Here is a 16,318-nt window from a genome sequence, read left to right on the forward strand (position 1 = left end):
GTCAAGTTAATTAATACAAAGGTACGGATTTACTTTTTGTTTTAACTCTTTCGTTTACAATTTTTTATCAGAGCATCTGGGTTTCAGTAAAAACCTATTCGAAGCAAGTTAAAAAAAGCTTACCGAAAGATAAAAACTTTAAATAACTTTGTTTACTTAAACTACCGATATGAACTGGGAACAATTACTTTCGTTAAAGAGATTTGGAGATACAAAAAAGCGCTTAAGAGCCGAACAAGATGAAACGCGTTTGGGGTTTGAAGTCGATTTTGATCGCATTATATTTTCATCTGCTTTTAGGAGTTTGCAAGACAAAACTCAAGTGATTCCCCTATCGAAAACTGATTTTGTTCACACCCGTTTGACCCACAGTTTGGAAGTATCAGTAGTTGGAAGAACCTTAGGACGTCGCGTTGGGAAAGTCTTACTAGAAAGACATCCACAATTGTCCGAATTAGGTTATACCTTCAATGATTTTGGAGCCATAGTTGCGGCTGCATCCGTCATGCATGATATTGGAAACCCTCCCTTTGGTCACTCTGGTGAAAAAGCTATTGGAGAGTATTTTAAAACGGGTAATGGATTGCAGTACAAGGACGAACTGACAGCCCTGGAATACCAAGACCTCATCGATTTTGAAGGGAATGCCAATGGATTAAAACTACTCACAGAATCTAAGGCGGGTGTAACCGGAGGATTGCGTTTGTCTTATGCGACTTTAGGAGCTTTTATCAAGTATCCTAAAGAGAGTTTACCTAAAAAACCAAGCAAGCATATCGTCGATAAAAAATACGGTTTTTTTCAGTCAGAAAAAGAGGCATTCAATGATTTAGCGCAGGATCTCGGTTTGCTAAAAAAGGAAAGTACAGGCGTGTCGTACTATCGCCACCCTTTGGCGTATTTAGTGGAAGCAGCAGATGATATTTGCTATACGATTATCGATTTTGAAGATGGAATTAACCTCGGATTAATCGATGAAGAATACGCATTGGAGTACTTGATTAAACTGGTGAAAGGAACGATTGACAGCGCTAAATATCACTCGCTAATTCATAAAAAAGATCGTGTTTCCTACTTGAGAGCCCTCGCTATTGGGGTCCTAATTAACGAGGCTGTAACCATCTTTTTAGATAATGAAGCAGCCATTATGCAAGGAACTTTTGACAAAGGCCTGCTCGATAAATGCCAATACGAGGCACAAATCAATGATATCATAAAGATCAGTGTAGAAAAAATTTATCGCAGTAAAGACGTCATTGAAAAGGAAGTTGCTGGCTATCGAATTATTGCAGATTTATTGGATGTTTTCGTAACCGCATTAAACAATACCTACTTAAATAAGGCATCTAATTACGATAAGCTTGTGCTTAATGTGCTCCCTCAAGAGTACCAGCAAGGAAAGGAACGCTTGTACGATCGTATTATGCAAGTTTGTAGTTATGTAGCAGGATTGTCTGACGGATATGCCATCCGTTTGCATAAAAAACTCAAGGGAGATATATTTTAAATAGTTGTTCTTAATGGAGTGCTTTACTCTTTAATGATCATGGAAATACTCTTTTACAGAAGCTAATTTTGTGGGGTAGTTTTAAACAGCTATCTTGTCAAAGCATGAAAAAGTAGCTTGTTAAATGAAAGAAGTATTAGAAAAAATTGCCAAGAAGGCTGGAGCATCCTTGTATTTTAATGAAGCCTTGGTTTACAAAGGGTTTGGAGTTCGCGATACTGCGACTAATGTTAAAATAGTTTTAGAATATCGCAATAAAACGGTTGTACTAACAAATTTTTTAGGAGTTGGTGCTACGGGTTTGGTGTACTGTAGAGATTTGTCTTACAATGCCTCTGGTGAATTTGAATTAGTAACGAGAAGTCACTGGGAAACCTTGTTTTTTAGAAATAGAAACCGCTTTAAACTAAATTGTGATCACTCAGGAATTCGTAATTTTATACGTACCAATAGTGCCGTAAAGACTCTTAAAAACCTTGCTAATGAGCAGGCTTTTGAGCCCCGTATCACAGGGAAAAATGTAGCCGAGAATTTTCATTTAGAAATGGAATACCACCTCGCTTTTGAAAACTGGTGGGAAGCGATACTACCAATTTTGAAATTTTACAAAGATTTTATCGATAGACATAATTAAAACCAATCATTGTTTTGGTCACTTACCGTTGGTACCTTTCAGCAATAGCCTTTCAGAATAGGTTTTGTTTAAAATAATCAATACCAGTAGTATAGCGAATTATAGGGGAGGCTTTCGTGATGGTAAGGAGTCCTATATGCTGATTTAGGACTTCTAAAACTTGATAGTGAGGGGTTTGTGGAACACCTTTGTGTTTGTAATCATGATCCTTGAAGTGGGCTACTTCAACTCCAAAAGAATAAACTACACACTGCTAATTAGTAACACAGCGGTAAAATGGTTGAGTTAGGTCGTCACTATCTTCAGGGGACACTAAACCCTTTATTATGAAGAAAATTTTTGTAGCACTTCTCGGAGTGCTGGTATTCTTTATCAGCATGCGTTGCCAGCACAATGATGAACTTTTAGAAATGGCTATCCCGCAGGATAGAGCTAAGCAAAACCAATTTATGGAACGCAGTATCACGGAGCAAATTAAATTGGTGACCTACAATACACATCTGTTTTTGATTACTCGTTACGAAGACGCTTTACGTCAAAAGGCGGTGATTGCTTTTCTCAAGGAACAAGTAGATGCAGATGTATTTGTATTGACTGAAGTTTGGACAGATGCGTCGAAACGAGCAATTGCACAAAGTTTAAGTGCTACCCACCCCTATGCCATCCATACAGAAGCCAATGGAATTGTTGGGGATGGTTTATTAATTCTATCGAAATTGGGGGTTCATAAAAAGCATTTTGAGCGCTTTAAAGATGCGGCCGGTTTTGATGCCTTGTCACAAAAAGGATTTTGGGAGCTGGAATTAGGTACTAAAAAAGGCGCTGGTGTGTATTTGTACGCGAGCCATTTGCAAGCAGACGATGATCAGTTCGAAGTTCGTAACAAGCAGTTTAGTCAAATGTTGCAACGAATGAATGCTAAAAAGGACTACCCTATTATCGTAGCTGGGGACCTCAACGTACCTGCGGAAAAAAGGGAATACGTAAATGTCATGGAGCGACGATTGGGCTTTTTACAAGATCCAGCAAAGCATCCAACAAAAAAGAATTATACCTATGACGAAGTTCATAATGAACTGGCACAACACTTTGATACAAACAAAAAAGTGGTTGAGCAATCGCGATTAGATTACATACTCGTCGCTAAAGAAGCTCATGTAAACAAGGACTTAACAAAGGTGTTTACTCCGAAGTATACCTCTAAAAAGGCTGGGAAACTACTCGATGTATCCGATCATTATCCAATACAAACCGTTGTAAGCATAACGACTGATAAAACGTCGATACCTCCGCATCTTTACAATACCCGTTCAGAAGCAGCATCTGCGGTTAAAGCACTAAAGTCTGCTTATGGTAATGGCGTTTCAGGATTGACAATCATTGAAAACACCTCCAATCAGTACCTGCGCTTAAAAAAACGCATTGTTTTGGATGGCGGAGAATTTTTTAGCGAACCTCCTAGCGTGATTCCTCCTGGAAAGTTTGGTGTTTTTCTAGTGGTACATCCACCAGGAGAGGCTTTAGGGGTAGAAAGTTCTTTGGAGTACCACATAGGAGCTACCGGACATTATTTTTCTACCAAATCAATTATCCCTTGGGGTTGGGCGGCCAACGAAATCAACGGTAAGATTAACGCTGTGGTTTCTGACGGAAGCGGAAAACGCTTTACATCGACGGCACAGGGTTTTCAATTACGAGGTGTCATGGGAGGAGGAACGAGCCCAACAGTCACGTTTACCTTTAGCAACCAGTAATCGAAGTAGTTTTCTGAGCTACTTGTTGTTATCCAGCTGTCTGTTTCGAGTTCGACGGCGTTAAGGGTTAAATTGAAGGGAATTAAAAGTGCGTATCAGTTCTTTTAGCGATGAGAAAATTTAAATTAGAAATAGTGTTTAGTTCGTTCTAAATACTATTTCTTTTTGTACTAAGAACTTTAGTATTAGATGATTGTTAGTTTTTAGTAAAAAAAACGTCTATCCTATTACTATTGGTAAAATATTATTCTTTTTATGTTAAAAGATTTAATATTTTTTTAAAATAGTTGTTTTTTTGTTAAAAATAGTTAGGGTATTTATGATTTTAACTGTTATAAGAGGTACTAAACTAAACAAATAAGTATGAATAGAAGAATATTACTCTTTGTGTCTTGCACAGTAATATTGGCCGGAGGGGCAATCTTAAAAACAATGGAAGGTCGACCGTCTGAGGTCGAAAAACTCAGAGAAAAACACGCTGAGTTCTTAAAAAATCACCCATATCAAAAAGTTGGGGATTTGGACAAAGAGGAGCGAAAAGCTTTAGGCTTACCTCCTAACGCGTTTTACGAACAAAAGTACTTGTCGGAAATCAACCCTGCTACAGGAGAAATTCACAAGGAAAACATTTTTGAAGTTCAACGTGCACTAGCGGAATTACGTCGAGGAAGAAGAGTTCCTGGAGATGCTAAAAACGCTTGGATTGAGAGAGGACCAGATAACGTAGGTGGACGTACGAGAGCCGTGTTATTTGATCCTAATGACGCTACCAATGAAACTGTATTTGCCGGTGGAGTTAGTGGTGGTTTATGGAAAAATACCAAAATATCTGACGCAGCGCACAAATGGGAGCGTGTTGGAATTCCAGAAAACTTAGCCGTTTCGTGTATCGCTGCGGATCCAAACAACCCTAAAATTTTATACGTGGGTACTGGTGAGTCGTATACAGGAGATTCTAATGGTGACGGTGTATGGAAATCTGTCGATGGAGGAGTTTCTTGGAAAAGAGTATTCGGTGATGCATCGGGTGCCTCTTTCTTAGATTTTAACACCAAGATGGTCGTAAACAGCCCTGCTGGAATTGCTGGAGAGTACAGATTGGTAAAGTCTTCTCGTTTTGGAGGAGATATTACGGCGCCTATTACAGGGGATGTAGCCGTGGCAAATGACGGTACTGGAACGGTAGATGATATTTGTGAAGATATCACGAATGCCGCTGCTGTAAACGGTAAGATTGCCTTGATTAAAAGAGGTGGTTGTAATTTTGACGATAAAGTATTGCGCGCTCAAAAGGCAGGAGCTATTGCTGCTATCGTTATCAACAATACATCGGGTAATCCAATCGATATGTCAGGTGACGATGCTACTATTACCATTCCAGCTATGATGTTGTCACAAGCTGATGGTAATAAGTTGATAAATGCATTGGGTTCAGGTGCTGTTAATATTACATTAAGTGCTGTTTCTGGAGCAATTAATCAATTAATCGTTCCTGGAGTTAGAATGGTAAACGACATCGTTGTAAGAAACAACGGAGGAAACTCTGAAGTGTACGTTGCTGTTGCAGAAGGTCCTAATAAGAGTCCTGGTACTACTGCATTCATCGGTTTAAAAACCTATGGTTTATACCGCTCTACTGACGGTACTAACTTTGCGAAAGTCAATGTGCCAAAAACTACAGGGGGTAACGAGCACGAACCAAATAACGTTCGTATTGCAGCGGATAACGCAGTAATTATGAGTACGGCGCGTTCTTCATTCGGAAATGGTGGAGGAGAAATCTTCAGATCTACCGATGGGGTAACCTTTACTAAGGTACACACAGTGCCAAATGGAGCGAGAACTGAGATTGCACTTTCAAAGCAAGATGCAAAAGTTGCTTATATCCTAGCGCAAACAACAGACAGAAACAACCCTGTTAAGATGTATAAAACTGTTGACAGTTTTACTACAGTTACAGAAATGGCATTGCCAAATGACGCTGATACTGGTATCTCAGCTACTGATTTTACACGTGGACAGTCTTTTTACGATTTATTATTACGTGTAGATCCTAACAATGATAAAGTATTGTACGCTGGAGGTATTGACTTATTTAAGTCAACAGATGCAGGTACTTCATGGGGACAGTTATCACACTGGTACGGTGGATTCGGAATTGCAAATAACGTACATGCAGATCAGCACGGATTAGCGTTTGCATCTTCTTCGAAAATGGTATTTAGTAATGACGGAGGAGTGTACTTATCTACGAACTCAGGAACTACTATTTCAGCGAGAAATAAGAATTACAATACCTTGCAATTTTATACTGTTGGTGTTGCACCGACAACTGCTTTTGGTGGAGCTGAGTACTTCTTAGCTGGAGCTCAGGACAACGGTACTCAATTAGTGCAAAACGCTACAGCTGGAATCAATAGTTCACGTGATGTGTCTGGTGGTGACGGTGCTGCGAGTTTCTTCGATACCGATGGAACAGACAGGTATTTTGTTACAAACTACGTTTACAACCAGGCAATTGACTTAGTTGATGTGGCTACTGGTAGAAAGAGCATTAATAGTGAAAGAACTAGAAATGGAGACTTTATCAACCAAGAAGATTTGGATTCTAATTTAGATATCTTATACTCTAACTACAGTGTTACAAGTGCTTTAGACGGGTCAGTAACTCCAATTGTAATGCGTTATTCAGAAATCAAAACGGGTACTGTTGGGAAAACTCAAATGACATCTCCTATGATGAATTCTGAACCATCAACGTTAAAAGTTTCACCATATACAACAGCTTCAAGCAAATTATTTGTTGGATTGAAGAATGGAAAGTTATTAAAAGTAACCAATGCAAATACTGCAGCAGCTGTTTGGGCTGACATTACGGGAACAGACTTTTTAGGTTCAGTATCGGATGTTGAATTCGGTGAAAATGAGAACCAAATCTTCGTGACAATGCACAACTACGGTGTAAACAGCATTTGGTATTCTGCCGATGGAGGAACGAACTGGGTAAGCAAAGAAGGAGATTTACCAGACATTCCAGTAAAAACTATATTACAAAACCCATTGAACAGAAAAGAAGTAATTATCGGTACTGATTTAGGAGTATGGACAACTTCTGACATTACTGCTAGTAGCCCTAAATGGGTACAAGCGTATAACGGAATGAGTAACGTACCTGTATTAGATATGGATTTAAGAGATGATAATACTGTATTTGCCGCTACTTATGGTAGAGGAGTATTCTCAGGTAAATTCACTGCTGAGTCGGCGTCTGTAAAAGATGTGATTGCTGATGTAGATGTATTTACGGTATATCCGACCGTGTCTAACGGAAGTTTTACAGTATTTGCAAAGGCTGATGCAGGAAAGTCTACGATAAAAATGTACAATGTAAAAGGTCAAGAAGTACACCGTCAAAATATCGACTTTAGCGTTGAAGAGCGCAATAAAGTTGAGGTGAACTTGAGTGCAGGAATTTACATTATGCAAATTTACGACGCTCAAAATAGAAAGAGCTCTAAAAAAGTTGTTATCGAATAATAGATAGTTAACAGTAAAAATTCTTTGTAAGAATGAAAAAGCCAGCAATTTGCTGGCTTTTTTTATGCTGGACTGTTGTCTTGTTTTTCTTTGGCAACTTTTTCAAGTTCACTGTACCAGTGTTCGCCGAACTTTCTTATCAAGCCGTCTTTTACAAATTTGTATACAGGAACTTGCAATTCTTTCCCCAAGCTACAAGCATCATCACAAATTTCCCATTGGTGGAAATTCACAGCAGAGAACTCGCTGTAATCGCGTACGCGAATGGGATACAAATGACATGAAACAGGTTTTTTCCAGTCGACAAGTCCTTGATTATAGGCTTCTTCAATGGCGCAAAGCGCCGTTCCCTTATCGTCGAAAATGACATAGGCACATTCTTCGTGATTTACTAAGGGGGTTTCTAGCTCGTCGAAATCACTGGTAATCCAGGTTCCCTGGGCTTCTATGGCATCGATTCCTTCTTGACGTAAAAACGGTTTTACTTGCGGGTATATGCGTTCTAAAATTTCGGTTTCTTCTTGACTTAAGGGTGCACCGGCATCTCCTTCAATACAACAAGCCCCTTTACAGGCAGACAAATTGCAAACAAACTCTTTCTCTAATAAATCTTCCGATACTATGGTCTTTCCTAATTGAAACATATCCTCCTTGATGTTATGGTGTTTTGCTAGTTAACTCAAATAAAATCAGAGTACTACGCGGTAAACTTAAAAATAGTATATTAGTTTTCTGTAAAACTTTTGCAAAAATAGCAGATTGTAAGTTTACTTATCTAATTTTGTCAACGAAAAACAACCTATTATGAATTTTGATTTAAAAGAAATTTTTACGGCATTTATGGTGTTATTTGCTGTAATTGATATCATTGGAAACATTCCAATTATCATCGATTTACGAAAAAAGGTAGGTCATATTCAATCCGAAAAGGCCGCAGTTATTGCAGGAGCCATTATGGTCGTCTTCTTGTTTGTAGGACAGCGATTGTTAGGGTTTATTGGAATTGATGTAAATTCATTTGCCGTGGCAGGTGCGTTTATCTTGTTTTTTATCGCCTTGGAGATGATTTTGGGAATCACCTTGTACAAAGAGGATGAAGATGAAGCTTTAAACGCTTCCGTTTTTCCTATTGCATTCCCATTGATTGCAGGTCCAGGTAGTTTGACTACGCTATTATCTTTGCGTGCAGAATATAACTGGGAGAATATCTTAGTCGCTATCTTTTTGAATGTATTGTTGATCTACGTGGTTTTAAAAACCTCTTCGAAAATTGAGCGATTTATTGGTCCGAACGGAATTAAAATCATCCGTAAAATATTTGGTGTGGTACTGTTGGCGATCGCAGTAAAGCTATTCGCAGCGAATATCAAAATGTTATTGGCCTAATTAAAAATTCGAATTAATTAACTAGAATTATGTTTGATGTACTCATCATAGGTGGTGGCGTGGCAGGAATGCAGTGTGCTCTGGTACTCGGTTCTGCCCTAGAAAAGCCATTCGCTCAAGGGAAAAAGGTTGGAATAATAATGCACCAACGTACTTCTCATTTACAAAATGCCTTGTTCAACAATGTGTTGGGGCTCAGTCCAGGAACCTTAGGAGAAGAGATATTGAGTTCAGGAAAAGAGCAACTAACAAGTCAGTATCCTGAAGTGATACAAATAGCGTCGGAAAAAGTGTTAGCGGTAATGGATTTGGACGGTAGTTATCGAGTGGTTACCAACAAAGCAGAATACACAACCGCCAATGTAGTCGTGGCGTTAAACTACTCGAAACCTTTTGAAATTGGTGGTTTGGAGCAATATGTAGAACGCCATTCAAGAGCTAATGCTATGAAAGACCGCATCCAGTTGCGCAATTTTAATCACCTCATCAAGGAGGGATTATACGTCTGCGGAACACTCGCGGGTTGGCGAAGTCAATTTGCCATTGCAGCCGGTAGTGGAGCTAGTGTCGCTACGGACATACTCACCGTTTGGAACGAACATATACCTACTAAGGTGCACGATAAAAAATAAGTCTTACGACTGTATAGCGTTTAAAAATGACTCCTTATAGGTTCTGCCTATAGGGAGTTTTTCTTTGGCAATCCACACAAAGCTCCCACTGTATTTTTGCAGGTGTTTTTTATTGATAAGATAGGATTTATGGACCTGGATAAATCCGTTGGATTGCAGCTGCTGCTTCCATTTTTTTAAAGAGTCTACGATACTCAACTTTTGCTGAGTGGTAACAAAAGTCAGATAATTCCTGTCAGAAACCAGGTATACCAAATCGTCTAAGGCTATTTTGTGTAAAAGTTTATCGACGTTTAAGTACAAGAATTCCTGCGAGGTACTTGCGTATCGATCAATTTGTTTGTTTGCTTTTTGGATGGCTTTTACAAAACGATCAAACGAAATGGGTTTGACTAGGTAATCAGTAATAGTTTCCAATTCAAAGCTCGATACGGCGTAATCAGGATAAGCAGTTGTGATGATGATTCGAGGTGGTGTCGGAATGGTCTTGATAAAATCGATGCCCTGTATGTCCGGTAAGTTGATGTCCAATAATACCAAATCAACCCGCGTTGATTTTAAAAAATCATGAGCTAGGAGAGCTGTTTGGAAACAGGCTAGGATTTCCAAATCTGGAATTTTATTGATATAATGCTTTAAAATGCGCTGTGCCGGCATTTCATCTTCAATTATAATACAGGTCATACTTCTGTGAGTTTGATGCTTAAATGGACTTTAAATAAGGTTTCTTGCTTAATTTCTAAGCGGTAGTGTTCCTTGTAGATGAGGTCTAAGCGTTTTCGTAAGTTTTTTAAGCCGATGGTACGCTCATTTTCTTCGTTTTTGGGACGATAGCTGTTTTCACAAAAAAAATCGAGTTGCTGCTCCTTTACTACCAAACGCAGACGAATGCTTCCATGTGGAATGCTGTGTTTAAAAGCGTTTTCAATAATGGTTATCAGGAGTAACGGTGCTATTTTAAGGCGATTCGGTACGATGTTTTTTTCATAGTGGATGGTCTGTAATCCTTCTGTTCGCAATTCTTGGAAAGCTAAATAATTGTCAATATAATCGATCTCCTTGCTCAAAGATACATAGCGTTCGTGACTTTCGTAAAGCACATGCTGTAGGTTTTCGGAAAGTTTTAAAATAAGGTCCGGGGTTTCATCTGGCTTTTCGATAGCGTGAGCGTAAATGGTATTTAGGTTATTGAAAAGAACATGAGGGTTGATCTGATTTTTTAAAAATTGGAGTTCCATAGCGGTATGTGCCTTCTTTACTTCTTCGATTTCTTCGGTGTTTTCAATGAATCGGAACAATAACCACACAAAGGAAAAAAATAACAGAGGAACCAAGGTTTGCCATAAGTAATCGCTTAAACATTTGAGTACAGTACAACCGCAACGCGTGAATACGTTACAATAAAGTTGGGTTGCAAGGAAGGCAATTGCCGCAAAAAGGAGAAGGTATAAAAAGTACCACTTTCTTTTGACGAAGAATGGCAATAGGATAAAGTAATTGCTGTATACGATGCTCACCAAAATAAAAAAGTACTGTAAAAAGGGGTTTTCTGTCCAATAATACGGGGTAAAAACAAAGAGTGACACCGCTGTAAAGAACAGCCAAAAAAGGAGGTGGATAAGCAGCTGTGTGCCGTATTTTTTTATAAAAATCATAGGAAAACTAAAATACGTATTTTTTTGTGGTCCATAGCTAATGTCGAGTACCAATGACGGTCTTATGTGTATGAACAACACACTTTTTGTCATTGATACAGTTTTTGAGGTAGTAGGTATTGATTTTTTGTGCCTACTAGCGGTGGCTCCTATTTTTGACTCATCAAATTAACTAACTATGAAATATATAGGATTCATTTATTTTTTTATGAGCGTACTTGCGTTGTCTGCGCAACAGTCGACGGCAAGGGTTGTGGACGAAAAAGGTACTGTGCTACTCTTAGGCCCAACAACGAAAGCGGACTTGCAGACGGCTGAATTTCCTTGGTTTGAGAAAAATCAGGAAACTTATCTTACTAATACGGCGGTAATAACGCAGTTGGCAAAGGAGCTACCAAACTATACGATCAAAGTATTTTACGGAACCTGGTGCGGCGATAGTAAGCGTGAAGTTCCGAGGTTTTACAAGGTATTGGAGGAGGCAAGTTTTCCAATAGCACAACTAGAACTCATCGCTGTTGACCGGAAGGCAACGGCCTATAAACAAGCGCCTAATGGAGAAGAAAAGGGCTGGCGAATTCACCGTGTTCCCACAGTAGTTGTTTTGAAGGATGGAAAAGAAGTTGGACGCATAGTGGAGTATCCTAAACAAGATTTTGAGCGCGATATGTTAAAATTAGTACAAGGAGAAACGTACCGTCCTAATTACAGTGTAGCGAATTATTTATACAGTTTGCTAGAATCGAGTACTTGGTCTGAGTTAAAAAATCAAAAAGCCCAATTGATGGCGAGTTTTGTAGAGCATGCCAAGGGTAGCAAAGAACTAAATACGCTCGGTTATAAACTTTGGCGATCAGGAGCCATGGACAAAGCCCTTTTTGTTTTTGAGTTAAATGCAGGTATGTACGCGAACAATGCGTATATCCTAGAGAGTCTGGCAAGTCTTCAAAAGGAATTGAAGCTGTATACTGCAGCCTTGGAAACCTATAAAAAAGCGCTGCAATTACAGCCAAAAAATAACGAACTACAAAAAGAAATCCGTGAGGTTTCGGAAGTAATAAAAAAAAGTAATCCATAAAAACGAAAACATATGAAACGAAGTGTACTCTTTTTATTAGTAGCAGGCTTGTTCCAAATGCAACTAGTAGCACAAGAATTTAAATTTGAAAAAGAACAAATTGATTACGGGAAGGTAGTACAGGGGGCAAATGGAGAACGAAGCTTTGAATTTACCAATGTCGGAGATACGCCTTTGGTTATCAAAGAGGTTCGATCTACCTGTGGTTGCGCAATTCCCAAGAAACCAGAAAAACCGATTATGCCCGGAGAAAAAGGGAGTATCGTGGTTTCCTACAATACCCATGCACTTGGAGGGTTTTCCAAGGTTATAACTATAGTGTCTAATGCCAAGCAACCGAAAAGGCGGTTGAAAATCAAAGGGTTTGTGGTGAAAAAAGGGAAAAAAGATGTGTAAACACAGAAAAGCCTGAGTAGTGAGCTCAGGCTTTTTTATACCCATGTGGGTTGTACTGTTGATGTCATTATTACATGCAAATCCCCCCAGATTTTTATGCTTGGTTAATCAACGGGTACAAATGTATTCGTTTTCTTACAGAGAAAAAAAAAAGAACCACAAACGTGGCTAATAAAGGTATAAAAGTGGGTAAAAAAAGAAAAGCGAGGATCTTCATCCTCGCTTTTTTTATCGTTAGGTATAACTATTAACCTTTTAAACTCGCTTTTAAGAATTCAGAGTTCATACGAGCGATGTTTTCTAAAGAAATTCCTTTCGGACATTCTACTTCACAAGCTCCAGTATTGGTACAGTTACCAAATCCTTCTAAATCCATTTGAGCAACCATGTTTTTAACACGATCTACTGCTTCTACTTGTCCTTGTGGCAACAAGGCGTATTGAGAAACTTTTGCTCCTACAAACAACATGGCAGAAGAGTTTTTACACGTAGCTACACAGGCTCCACAACCAATACAGGTAGCGGCGTCAAATGCTTTGTCTGCATTTTCTTTATTAATAGGAAGTGCATTGGCATCTTGGGTGTTCCCTGAAGTATTCACAGACACGTATCCACCTGCTTGTTGAATTCTGTCAAAAGCACTGCGGTCTACTACTAAATCTTTAATTACCGGGAAGGCTTTTGCTCTCCATGGCTCGATAAAGATAGTATCACCGTCTTTAAACATACGCATGTGTAACTGACAAGTTGTTACTCCGCGGTCAGGACCGTGAGCTTCCCCGTTAATATACATTGAACACATACCGCAAATACCTTCACGACAGTCGTGGTCAAAGGCTACAGGCTCCTCTCCTTTTGCGATTAATTGTTCGTTTAATACATCCATCATTTCTAAGAAGGACATATGTTCAGAAATCTCGGTCACTTTGTATTCGACCATTTTTCCCTTATCATTCGCACCTTTTTGGCGCCAGATTTTCAATGTTAAATTCATAATCCTTTCTTATTTGTATGAACGTTGTTTTAATTCAATATCGTTAAACTCTAAATCTTCTTTGTGTAAAACAGCATCTGATGGCTCTCCTTTGTACTCCCATGCCGAAACATAAGTAAAGTTCACATCATCACGTTTTGCTTCTCCTTTTTGAGGTCCGTCTAATTCTACAGACTCCTCTCTAAAGTGTCCACCACATGACTCTGTTCTGTCCAGTGCATCGCGTGCAAACAATTCTCCTAATTCAAGGAAATCAGCAACACGTCCTGCTTTTTCTAATTCAGGATTCATTTCGTTAGCTCCTCCAGGCACTGTTACGTTTTTCCAGAAGTCTTCACGAAGTTCTTTAATTTCTTTGATAGCTTCTTGCAATCCTTTCTCGTTACGCGCCATACCACATTTGTCCCACATGATTTTTCCTAATTTCTTGTGGTAGTAGTCTACTGAGTGCGTTCCTTTGTTGTTTACGAAGAAGTCAATACGATCTTTCACTGATTTTTCAGCAGCGTCAAATTCTGGTGTGTCAGTGCTGATTTTCCCAGTTCTAATATCGTTAGCTAAGTAATCACCGATCGTGTAAGGCAATACAAAATACCCGTCAGCTAATCCTTGCATTAAGGCAGAAGCTCCTAATCGGTTGGCACCGTGATCAGAGAAGTTTGCTTCTCCAATTGCGTAACATCCAGGAATGGTTGTCATCAAGTTGTAATCTACCCAAATACCTCCCATGGTATAGTGCGTTGCAGGGTAAATCATCATCGGTGTTTTGTACGGATTCTGATCTACGATTTTTTCGTACATCTGGAATAAGTTTCCGTATTTATTTTCAACTACCTGCTCTCCTTCTGCTAAGATTTCAGCATGTGTAGGGTTTTCATTCCCTTTTAATTTACACTGCTCTTTACCATAGCGTTCGATCGCAGATTTAAAATCTAAATATACTGCTTCTCCTGTTGCGTTTACTCCATATCCAGCATCACAACGCTCTTTGGCAGCACGAGAGGCAACGTCACGAGGTACTAAGTTACCGAAGGCCGGGTAACGGCGCTCTAAGTAGTAATCTCTGTTTTCCTCAGCGATTTCTGTCGGTTTCAATTTCCCTTCTCTGATGGCCAATACATCTTCCATGTTTTTTGGAACCCAAATACGACCATCGTTTCTCAACGACTCTGACATCAAGGTTAATTTTGATTGGTAATCACCAGAACGAGGAATACATGTTGGGTGAATTTGGGTAAAACAAGGGTTAGCAAAGAAAGCTCCTTTTTTGTGAATTTTCCATGCAGCCGTTGCGTTTGATCCCATGGCATTGGTCGATAAGAAGTATACGTTTCCGTATCCTCCTGAGGCGATAACCACAGCGTGTGCTGAATGACGCTCAATTTCTCCTGTTACCATGTTACGCGCAATAATTCCACGCGCTTTCCCGTCAACGATTACTACATCAAGCATTTCATGACGGTTAAACATTTCAATTTTACCACGAGCAATCTGACGGTTCATCGCCGAATAAGCTCCTAATAATAACTGCTGTCCTGTTTGTCCTTTGGCGTAGAACGTACGAGATACTAATACCCCACCAAAAGAACGGTTATCTAACAAACCACCGTAATCACGAGCGAAAGGAACTCCCTGGGCAACACATTGGTCAATGATGTTGGCAGAAACCTCAGCTAAACGATATACGTTGGCTTCACGTGAACGGTAATCTCCTCCTTTTACTGTATCGTAGAATAAACGGTACGTAGAGTCACCATCACCTTGGTAATTTTTTGCTGCGTTGATCCCTCCCTGTGCTGCAATCGAGTGCGCACGACGCGGTGAATCTTGGTAAGCAAATGCTTTTACATTGTATCCTAATTCAGCCAAGGTAGCCGATGCTGAACCTCCTGCTAAACCAGTCCCTACAACGATAACGTCAATCAAACGCTTGTTAGCAGGGTTTACTAAGTTAATTTTATCTTTATAATCAGTCCACTTAGTTTTTAATGGACCCTTTGGTACTTTTGAATCTAAAATTGCCATATGTGATAAGTGGTTTTATGCGTGAGTCAAATGGTGAAAAATTGCGATGATGATAAACCCTACTGGAATACCGATAGCGTAAATCTTACTGAATGTTTTCAACCCTCTCGTGTATTTGTTATTGGCACCCACAGATTGGAATGCTGAGCTAAATCCGTGTAATAAGTGTAATGCTAGGAAAACAAAAGCAATTACATAAGCTACTACGCGAATTGGATTTTCAAATTTGTGTTGTAATTCGTGGAAATATCTGAATTCACCGTTGTGCATTCCTGTCCAGTCTCCTTGAATAAACTTGGTGTTTAATTCTGGAATCCAGAAATCGATAAAGTGTAAAACGATAAATGCTAAAATAGCCAATCCGCTGTATACCATGTTTCTACTCATCCAAGTAGAATTGGCGTTTCCGTTATTTTTAGCGTATTTCACTTGACGAGCACTGTTGTTTTTTAACTCGAGTACAAATCCCATAACAAAGTGGAATACAACTCCGAAAATCAATACAGGCTGTAAGGCGTACTGTACTGCTGGGTTGGTTCCCATAAAGTGCGAAAGCTTGTTGAAAGTCGCTCCGTTATCAGGAAACATAGACGTCAGGTTAATAGCAAAGTGCTGAAGTAAGAAAAACATTAAGAAAAAAGCCGAAAGTGCCATGGCAAATTTCCTTCCGATCGAAGATTTGAGTAATCCGCTCATTATTTTGTGTTATTGTTTAAATAA

At 39.3% G+C, this 16,318-nt stretch carries 14 protein-coding genes; 8 read left to right on the forward strand and 6 right to left on the reverse strand.

Features of this window, described 5'->3' with window-relative positions; translation table 11 throughout:
• The first annotated feature begins 169 nt into the window (after positions 1–169).
• From ACKTS5_RS00285 to ACKTS5_RS00300, 4 genes are all read left to right on the forward strand, one after another.
• A complete protein-coding gene (locus ACKTS5_RS00285) occupies positions 170–1,507 on the forward strand; it encodes a deoxyguanosinetriphosphate triphosphohydrolase (RefSeq protein WP_408041820.1) in 1,338 nt (445 codons plus the stop codon).
• 124 nt (positions 1,508–1,631) lie between these two features.
• The gene (locus ACKTS5_RS00290; protein ID WP_408041821.1) at positions 1,632–2,141 is read left to right on the forward strand and encodes a hypothetical protein; all 510 of its coding nucleotides are present in this window, start codon (positions 1,632–1,634) and stop codon (positions 2,139–2,141) included.
• A 326-nt stretch (positions 2,142–2,467) separates the two neighbouring features.
• A complete protein-coding gene (locus ACKTS5_RS00295; protein WP_408041822.1) occupies positions 2,468–3,895 on the forward strand; it encodes an endonuclease/exonuclease/phosphatase family protein in 1,428 nt (475 codons plus the stop codon).
• Between the two features lie 363 nt (positions 3,896–4,258).
• On the forward strand, positions 4,259–7,432 hold the full coding sequence (locus ACKTS5_RS00300) for a PA domain-containing protein (RefSeq protein ID WP_408041823.1): 3,174 nt from the start codon (positions 4,259–4,261) through the stop codon (positions 7,430–7,432).
• A gap of 62 nt (positions 7,433–7,494) precedes the next feature.
• Here the strand turns inward: ACKTS5_RS00300 and ACKTS5_RS00305 are convergent, their stop codons facing one another.
• Complete coding sequence (locus tag ACKTS5_RS00305) at positions 7,495–8,076, reverse strand: DUF3109 family protein (RefSeq protein WP_408041824.1); 582 nt, start codon at positions 8,074–8,076, stop codon at positions 7,495–7,497.
• 160 nt (positions 8,077–8,236) lie between these two features.
• On the opposite strand from ACKTS5_RS00305, the gene ACKTS5_RS00310 reads away from it, so the two are divergent.
• Both ACKTS5_RS00310 and ACKTS5_RS00315 read left to right on the forward strand, forming a co-directional pair.
• Positions 8,237–8,818 carry a MarC family protein gene (locus ACKTS5_RS00310; RefSeq protein ID WP_408041825.1) on the forward strand — a complete coding sequence of 194 codons (582 nt, stop codon included), beginning with the start codon at positions 8,237–8,239 and terminating at the stop codon, positions 8,816–8,818.
• Positions 8,819–8,847: 29 nt separating this feature from the next.
• The gene (locus ACKTS5_RS00315; protein WP_408041826.1) at positions 8,848–9,450 is read left to right on the forward strand and encodes an FAD-dependent oxidoreductase; all 603 of its coding nucleotides are present in this window, start codon (positions 8,848–8,850) and stop codon (positions 9,448–9,450) included.
• 3 nt (positions 9,451–9,453) lie between these two features.
• On the opposite strand, the gene ACKTS5_RS00320 is transcribed toward ACKTS5_RS00315, so the two are convergent.
• Positions 9,454–10,134: a LytR/AlgR family response regulator transcription factor gene (locus ACKTS5_RS00320; protein WP_408041827.1), complete on the reverse strand. Its 681-nt coding sequence runs from the start codon at positions 10,132–10,134 to the stop codon at positions 9,454–9,456.
• Positions 10,131–11,198: a sensor histidine kinase gene (locus ACKTS5_RS00325; protein WP_408041828.1), complete on the reverse strand. Its 1,068-nt coding sequence runs from the start codon at positions 11,196–11,198 to the stop codon at positions 10,131–10,133. Before ACKTS5_RS00325 ends, ACKTS5_RS00320 begins: the two co-directional genes overlap by 4 nt.
• An 85-nt stretch (positions 11,199–11,283) precedes the next feature.
• Between ACKTS5_RS00325 and ACKTS5_RS00330 the strand changes: the two genes are divergently transcribed.
• Positions 11,284–12,183 (forward strand): thioredoxin family protein, encoded by a 900-nt coding sequence (locus tag ACKTS5_RS00330; protein WP_408041829.1) that lies wholly within the window; start codon positions 11,284–11,286, stop codon positions 12,181–12,183.
• A 12-nt stretch (positions 12,184–12,195) separates the two neighbouring features.
• Positions 12,196–12,579: a DUF1573 domain-containing protein gene (locus ACKTS5_RS00335; protein WP_408041830.1), complete on the forward strand. Its 384-nt coding sequence runs from the start codon at positions 12,196–12,198 to the stop codon at positions 12,577–12,579.
• A gap of 247 nt (positions 12,580–12,826) precedes the next feature.
• On the opposite strand, the gene ACKTS5_RS00340 is transcribed toward ACKTS5_RS00335, so the two are convergent.
• Genes ACKTS5_RS00340 through ACKTS5_RS00350 form a run of 3 tightly spaced genes read right to left on the reverse strand, consistent with a single transcriptional unit; the run spans position 12,827 to position 16,294 of the window.
• Entirely contained in the window at positions 12,827–13,573 is a 747-nt protein-coding gene (locus ACKTS5_RS00340; protein WP_408041831.1) for a succinate dehydrogenase/fumarate reductase iron-sulfur subunit, read from the reverse strand.
• Positions 13,574–13,582: 9 nt separating this feature from the next.
• The gene (locus ACKTS5_RS00345) at positions 13,583–15,598 is read right to left on the reverse strand and encodes a fumarate reductase/succinate dehydrogenase flavoprotein subunit (protein WP_408041832.1); all 2,016 of its coding nucleotides are present in this window, start codon (positions 15,596–15,598) and stop codon (positions 13,583–13,585) included.
• 15 nt (positions 15,599–15,613) lie between these two features.
• Positions 15,614–16,294 carry a succinate dehydrogenase cytochrome b subunit gene (locus tag ACKTS5_RS00350; protein WP_408041833.1) on the reverse strand — a complete coding sequence of 227 codons (681 nt, stop codon included), beginning with the start codon at positions 16,292–16,294 and terminating at the stop codon, positions 15,614–15,616.
• Between the last annotated feature and the right edge of the window lie 24 nt (positions 16,295–16,318).

This window comes from Tenacibaculum litopenaei (genome assembly GCF_964514025.1).
GTDB lineage: Bacteria > Bacteroidota > Bacteroidia > Flavobacteriales > Flavobacteriaceae > Polaribacter > Polaribacter litopenaei.

Bases quoted from the DNA above. Each gene is read 5' to 3' on its own strand.
- ACKTS5_RS00340 (WP_408041831.1), bottom strand. From the start codon at position 13,573: ATGAATTTAACATTGAAAATCTGGCGCCAAAAAGGTGCGAATGATAAG.
- ACKTS5_RS00325 (WP_408041828.1), bottom strand. From the start codon at position 11,198: ATGACAAAAAGTGTGTTGTTCATACACATAAGACCGTCATTGGTACTC.
- ACKTS5_RS00285 (WP_408041820.1), top strand. From the start codon at position 170: ATGAACTGGGAACAATTACTTTCGTTAAAGAGATTTGGAGATACAAAA.
- ACKTS5_RS00350 (WP_408041833.1), bottom strand. From the start codon at position 16,294: ATGAGCGGATTACTCAAATCTTCGATCGGAAGGAAATTTGCCATGGCA.
- ACKTS5_RS00310 (WP_408041825.1), top strand. From the start codon at position 8,237: ATGAATTTTGATTTAAAAGAAATTTTTACGGCATTTATGGTGTTATTT.
- ACKTS5_RS00295 (WP_408041822.1), top strand. From the start codon at position 2,468: ATGAAGAAAATTTTTGTAGCACTTCTCGGAGTGCTGGTATTCTTTATC.
- ACKTS5_RS00330 (WP_408041829.1), top strand. From the start codon at position 11,284: ATGAAATATATAGGATTCATTTATTTTTTTATGAGCGTACTTGCGTTG.
- ACKTS5_RS00290 (WP_408041821.1), top strand. From the start codon at position 1,632: ATGAAAGAAGTATTAGAAAAAATTGCCAAGAAGGCTGGAGCATCCTTG.
- ACKTS5_RS00305 (WP_408041824.1), bottom strand. From the start codon at position 8,076: ATGTTTCAATTAGGAAAGACCATAGTATCGGAAGATTTATTAGAGAAA.
- ACKTS5_RS00335 (WP_408041830.1), top strand. From the start codon at position 12,196: ATGAAACGAAGTGTACTCTTTTTATTAGTAGCAGGCTTGTTCCAAATG.
- ACKTS5_RS00320 (WP_408041827.1), bottom strand. From the start codon at position 10,134: ATGACCTGTATTATAATTGAAGATGAAATGCCGGCACAGCGCATTTTA.
- ACKTS5_RS00300 (WP_408041823.1), top strand. From the start codon at position 4,259: ATGAATAGAAGAATATTACTCTTTGTGTCTTGCACAGTAATATTGGCC.
- ACKTS5_RS00345 (WP_408041832.1), bottom strand. From the start codon at position 15,598: ATGGCAATTTTAGATTCAAAAGTACCAAAGGGTCCATTAAAAACTAAG.
- ACKTS5_RS00315 (WP_408041826.1), top strand. From the start codon at position 8,848: ATGTTTGATGTACTCATCATAGGTGGTGGCGTGGCAGGAATGCAGTGT.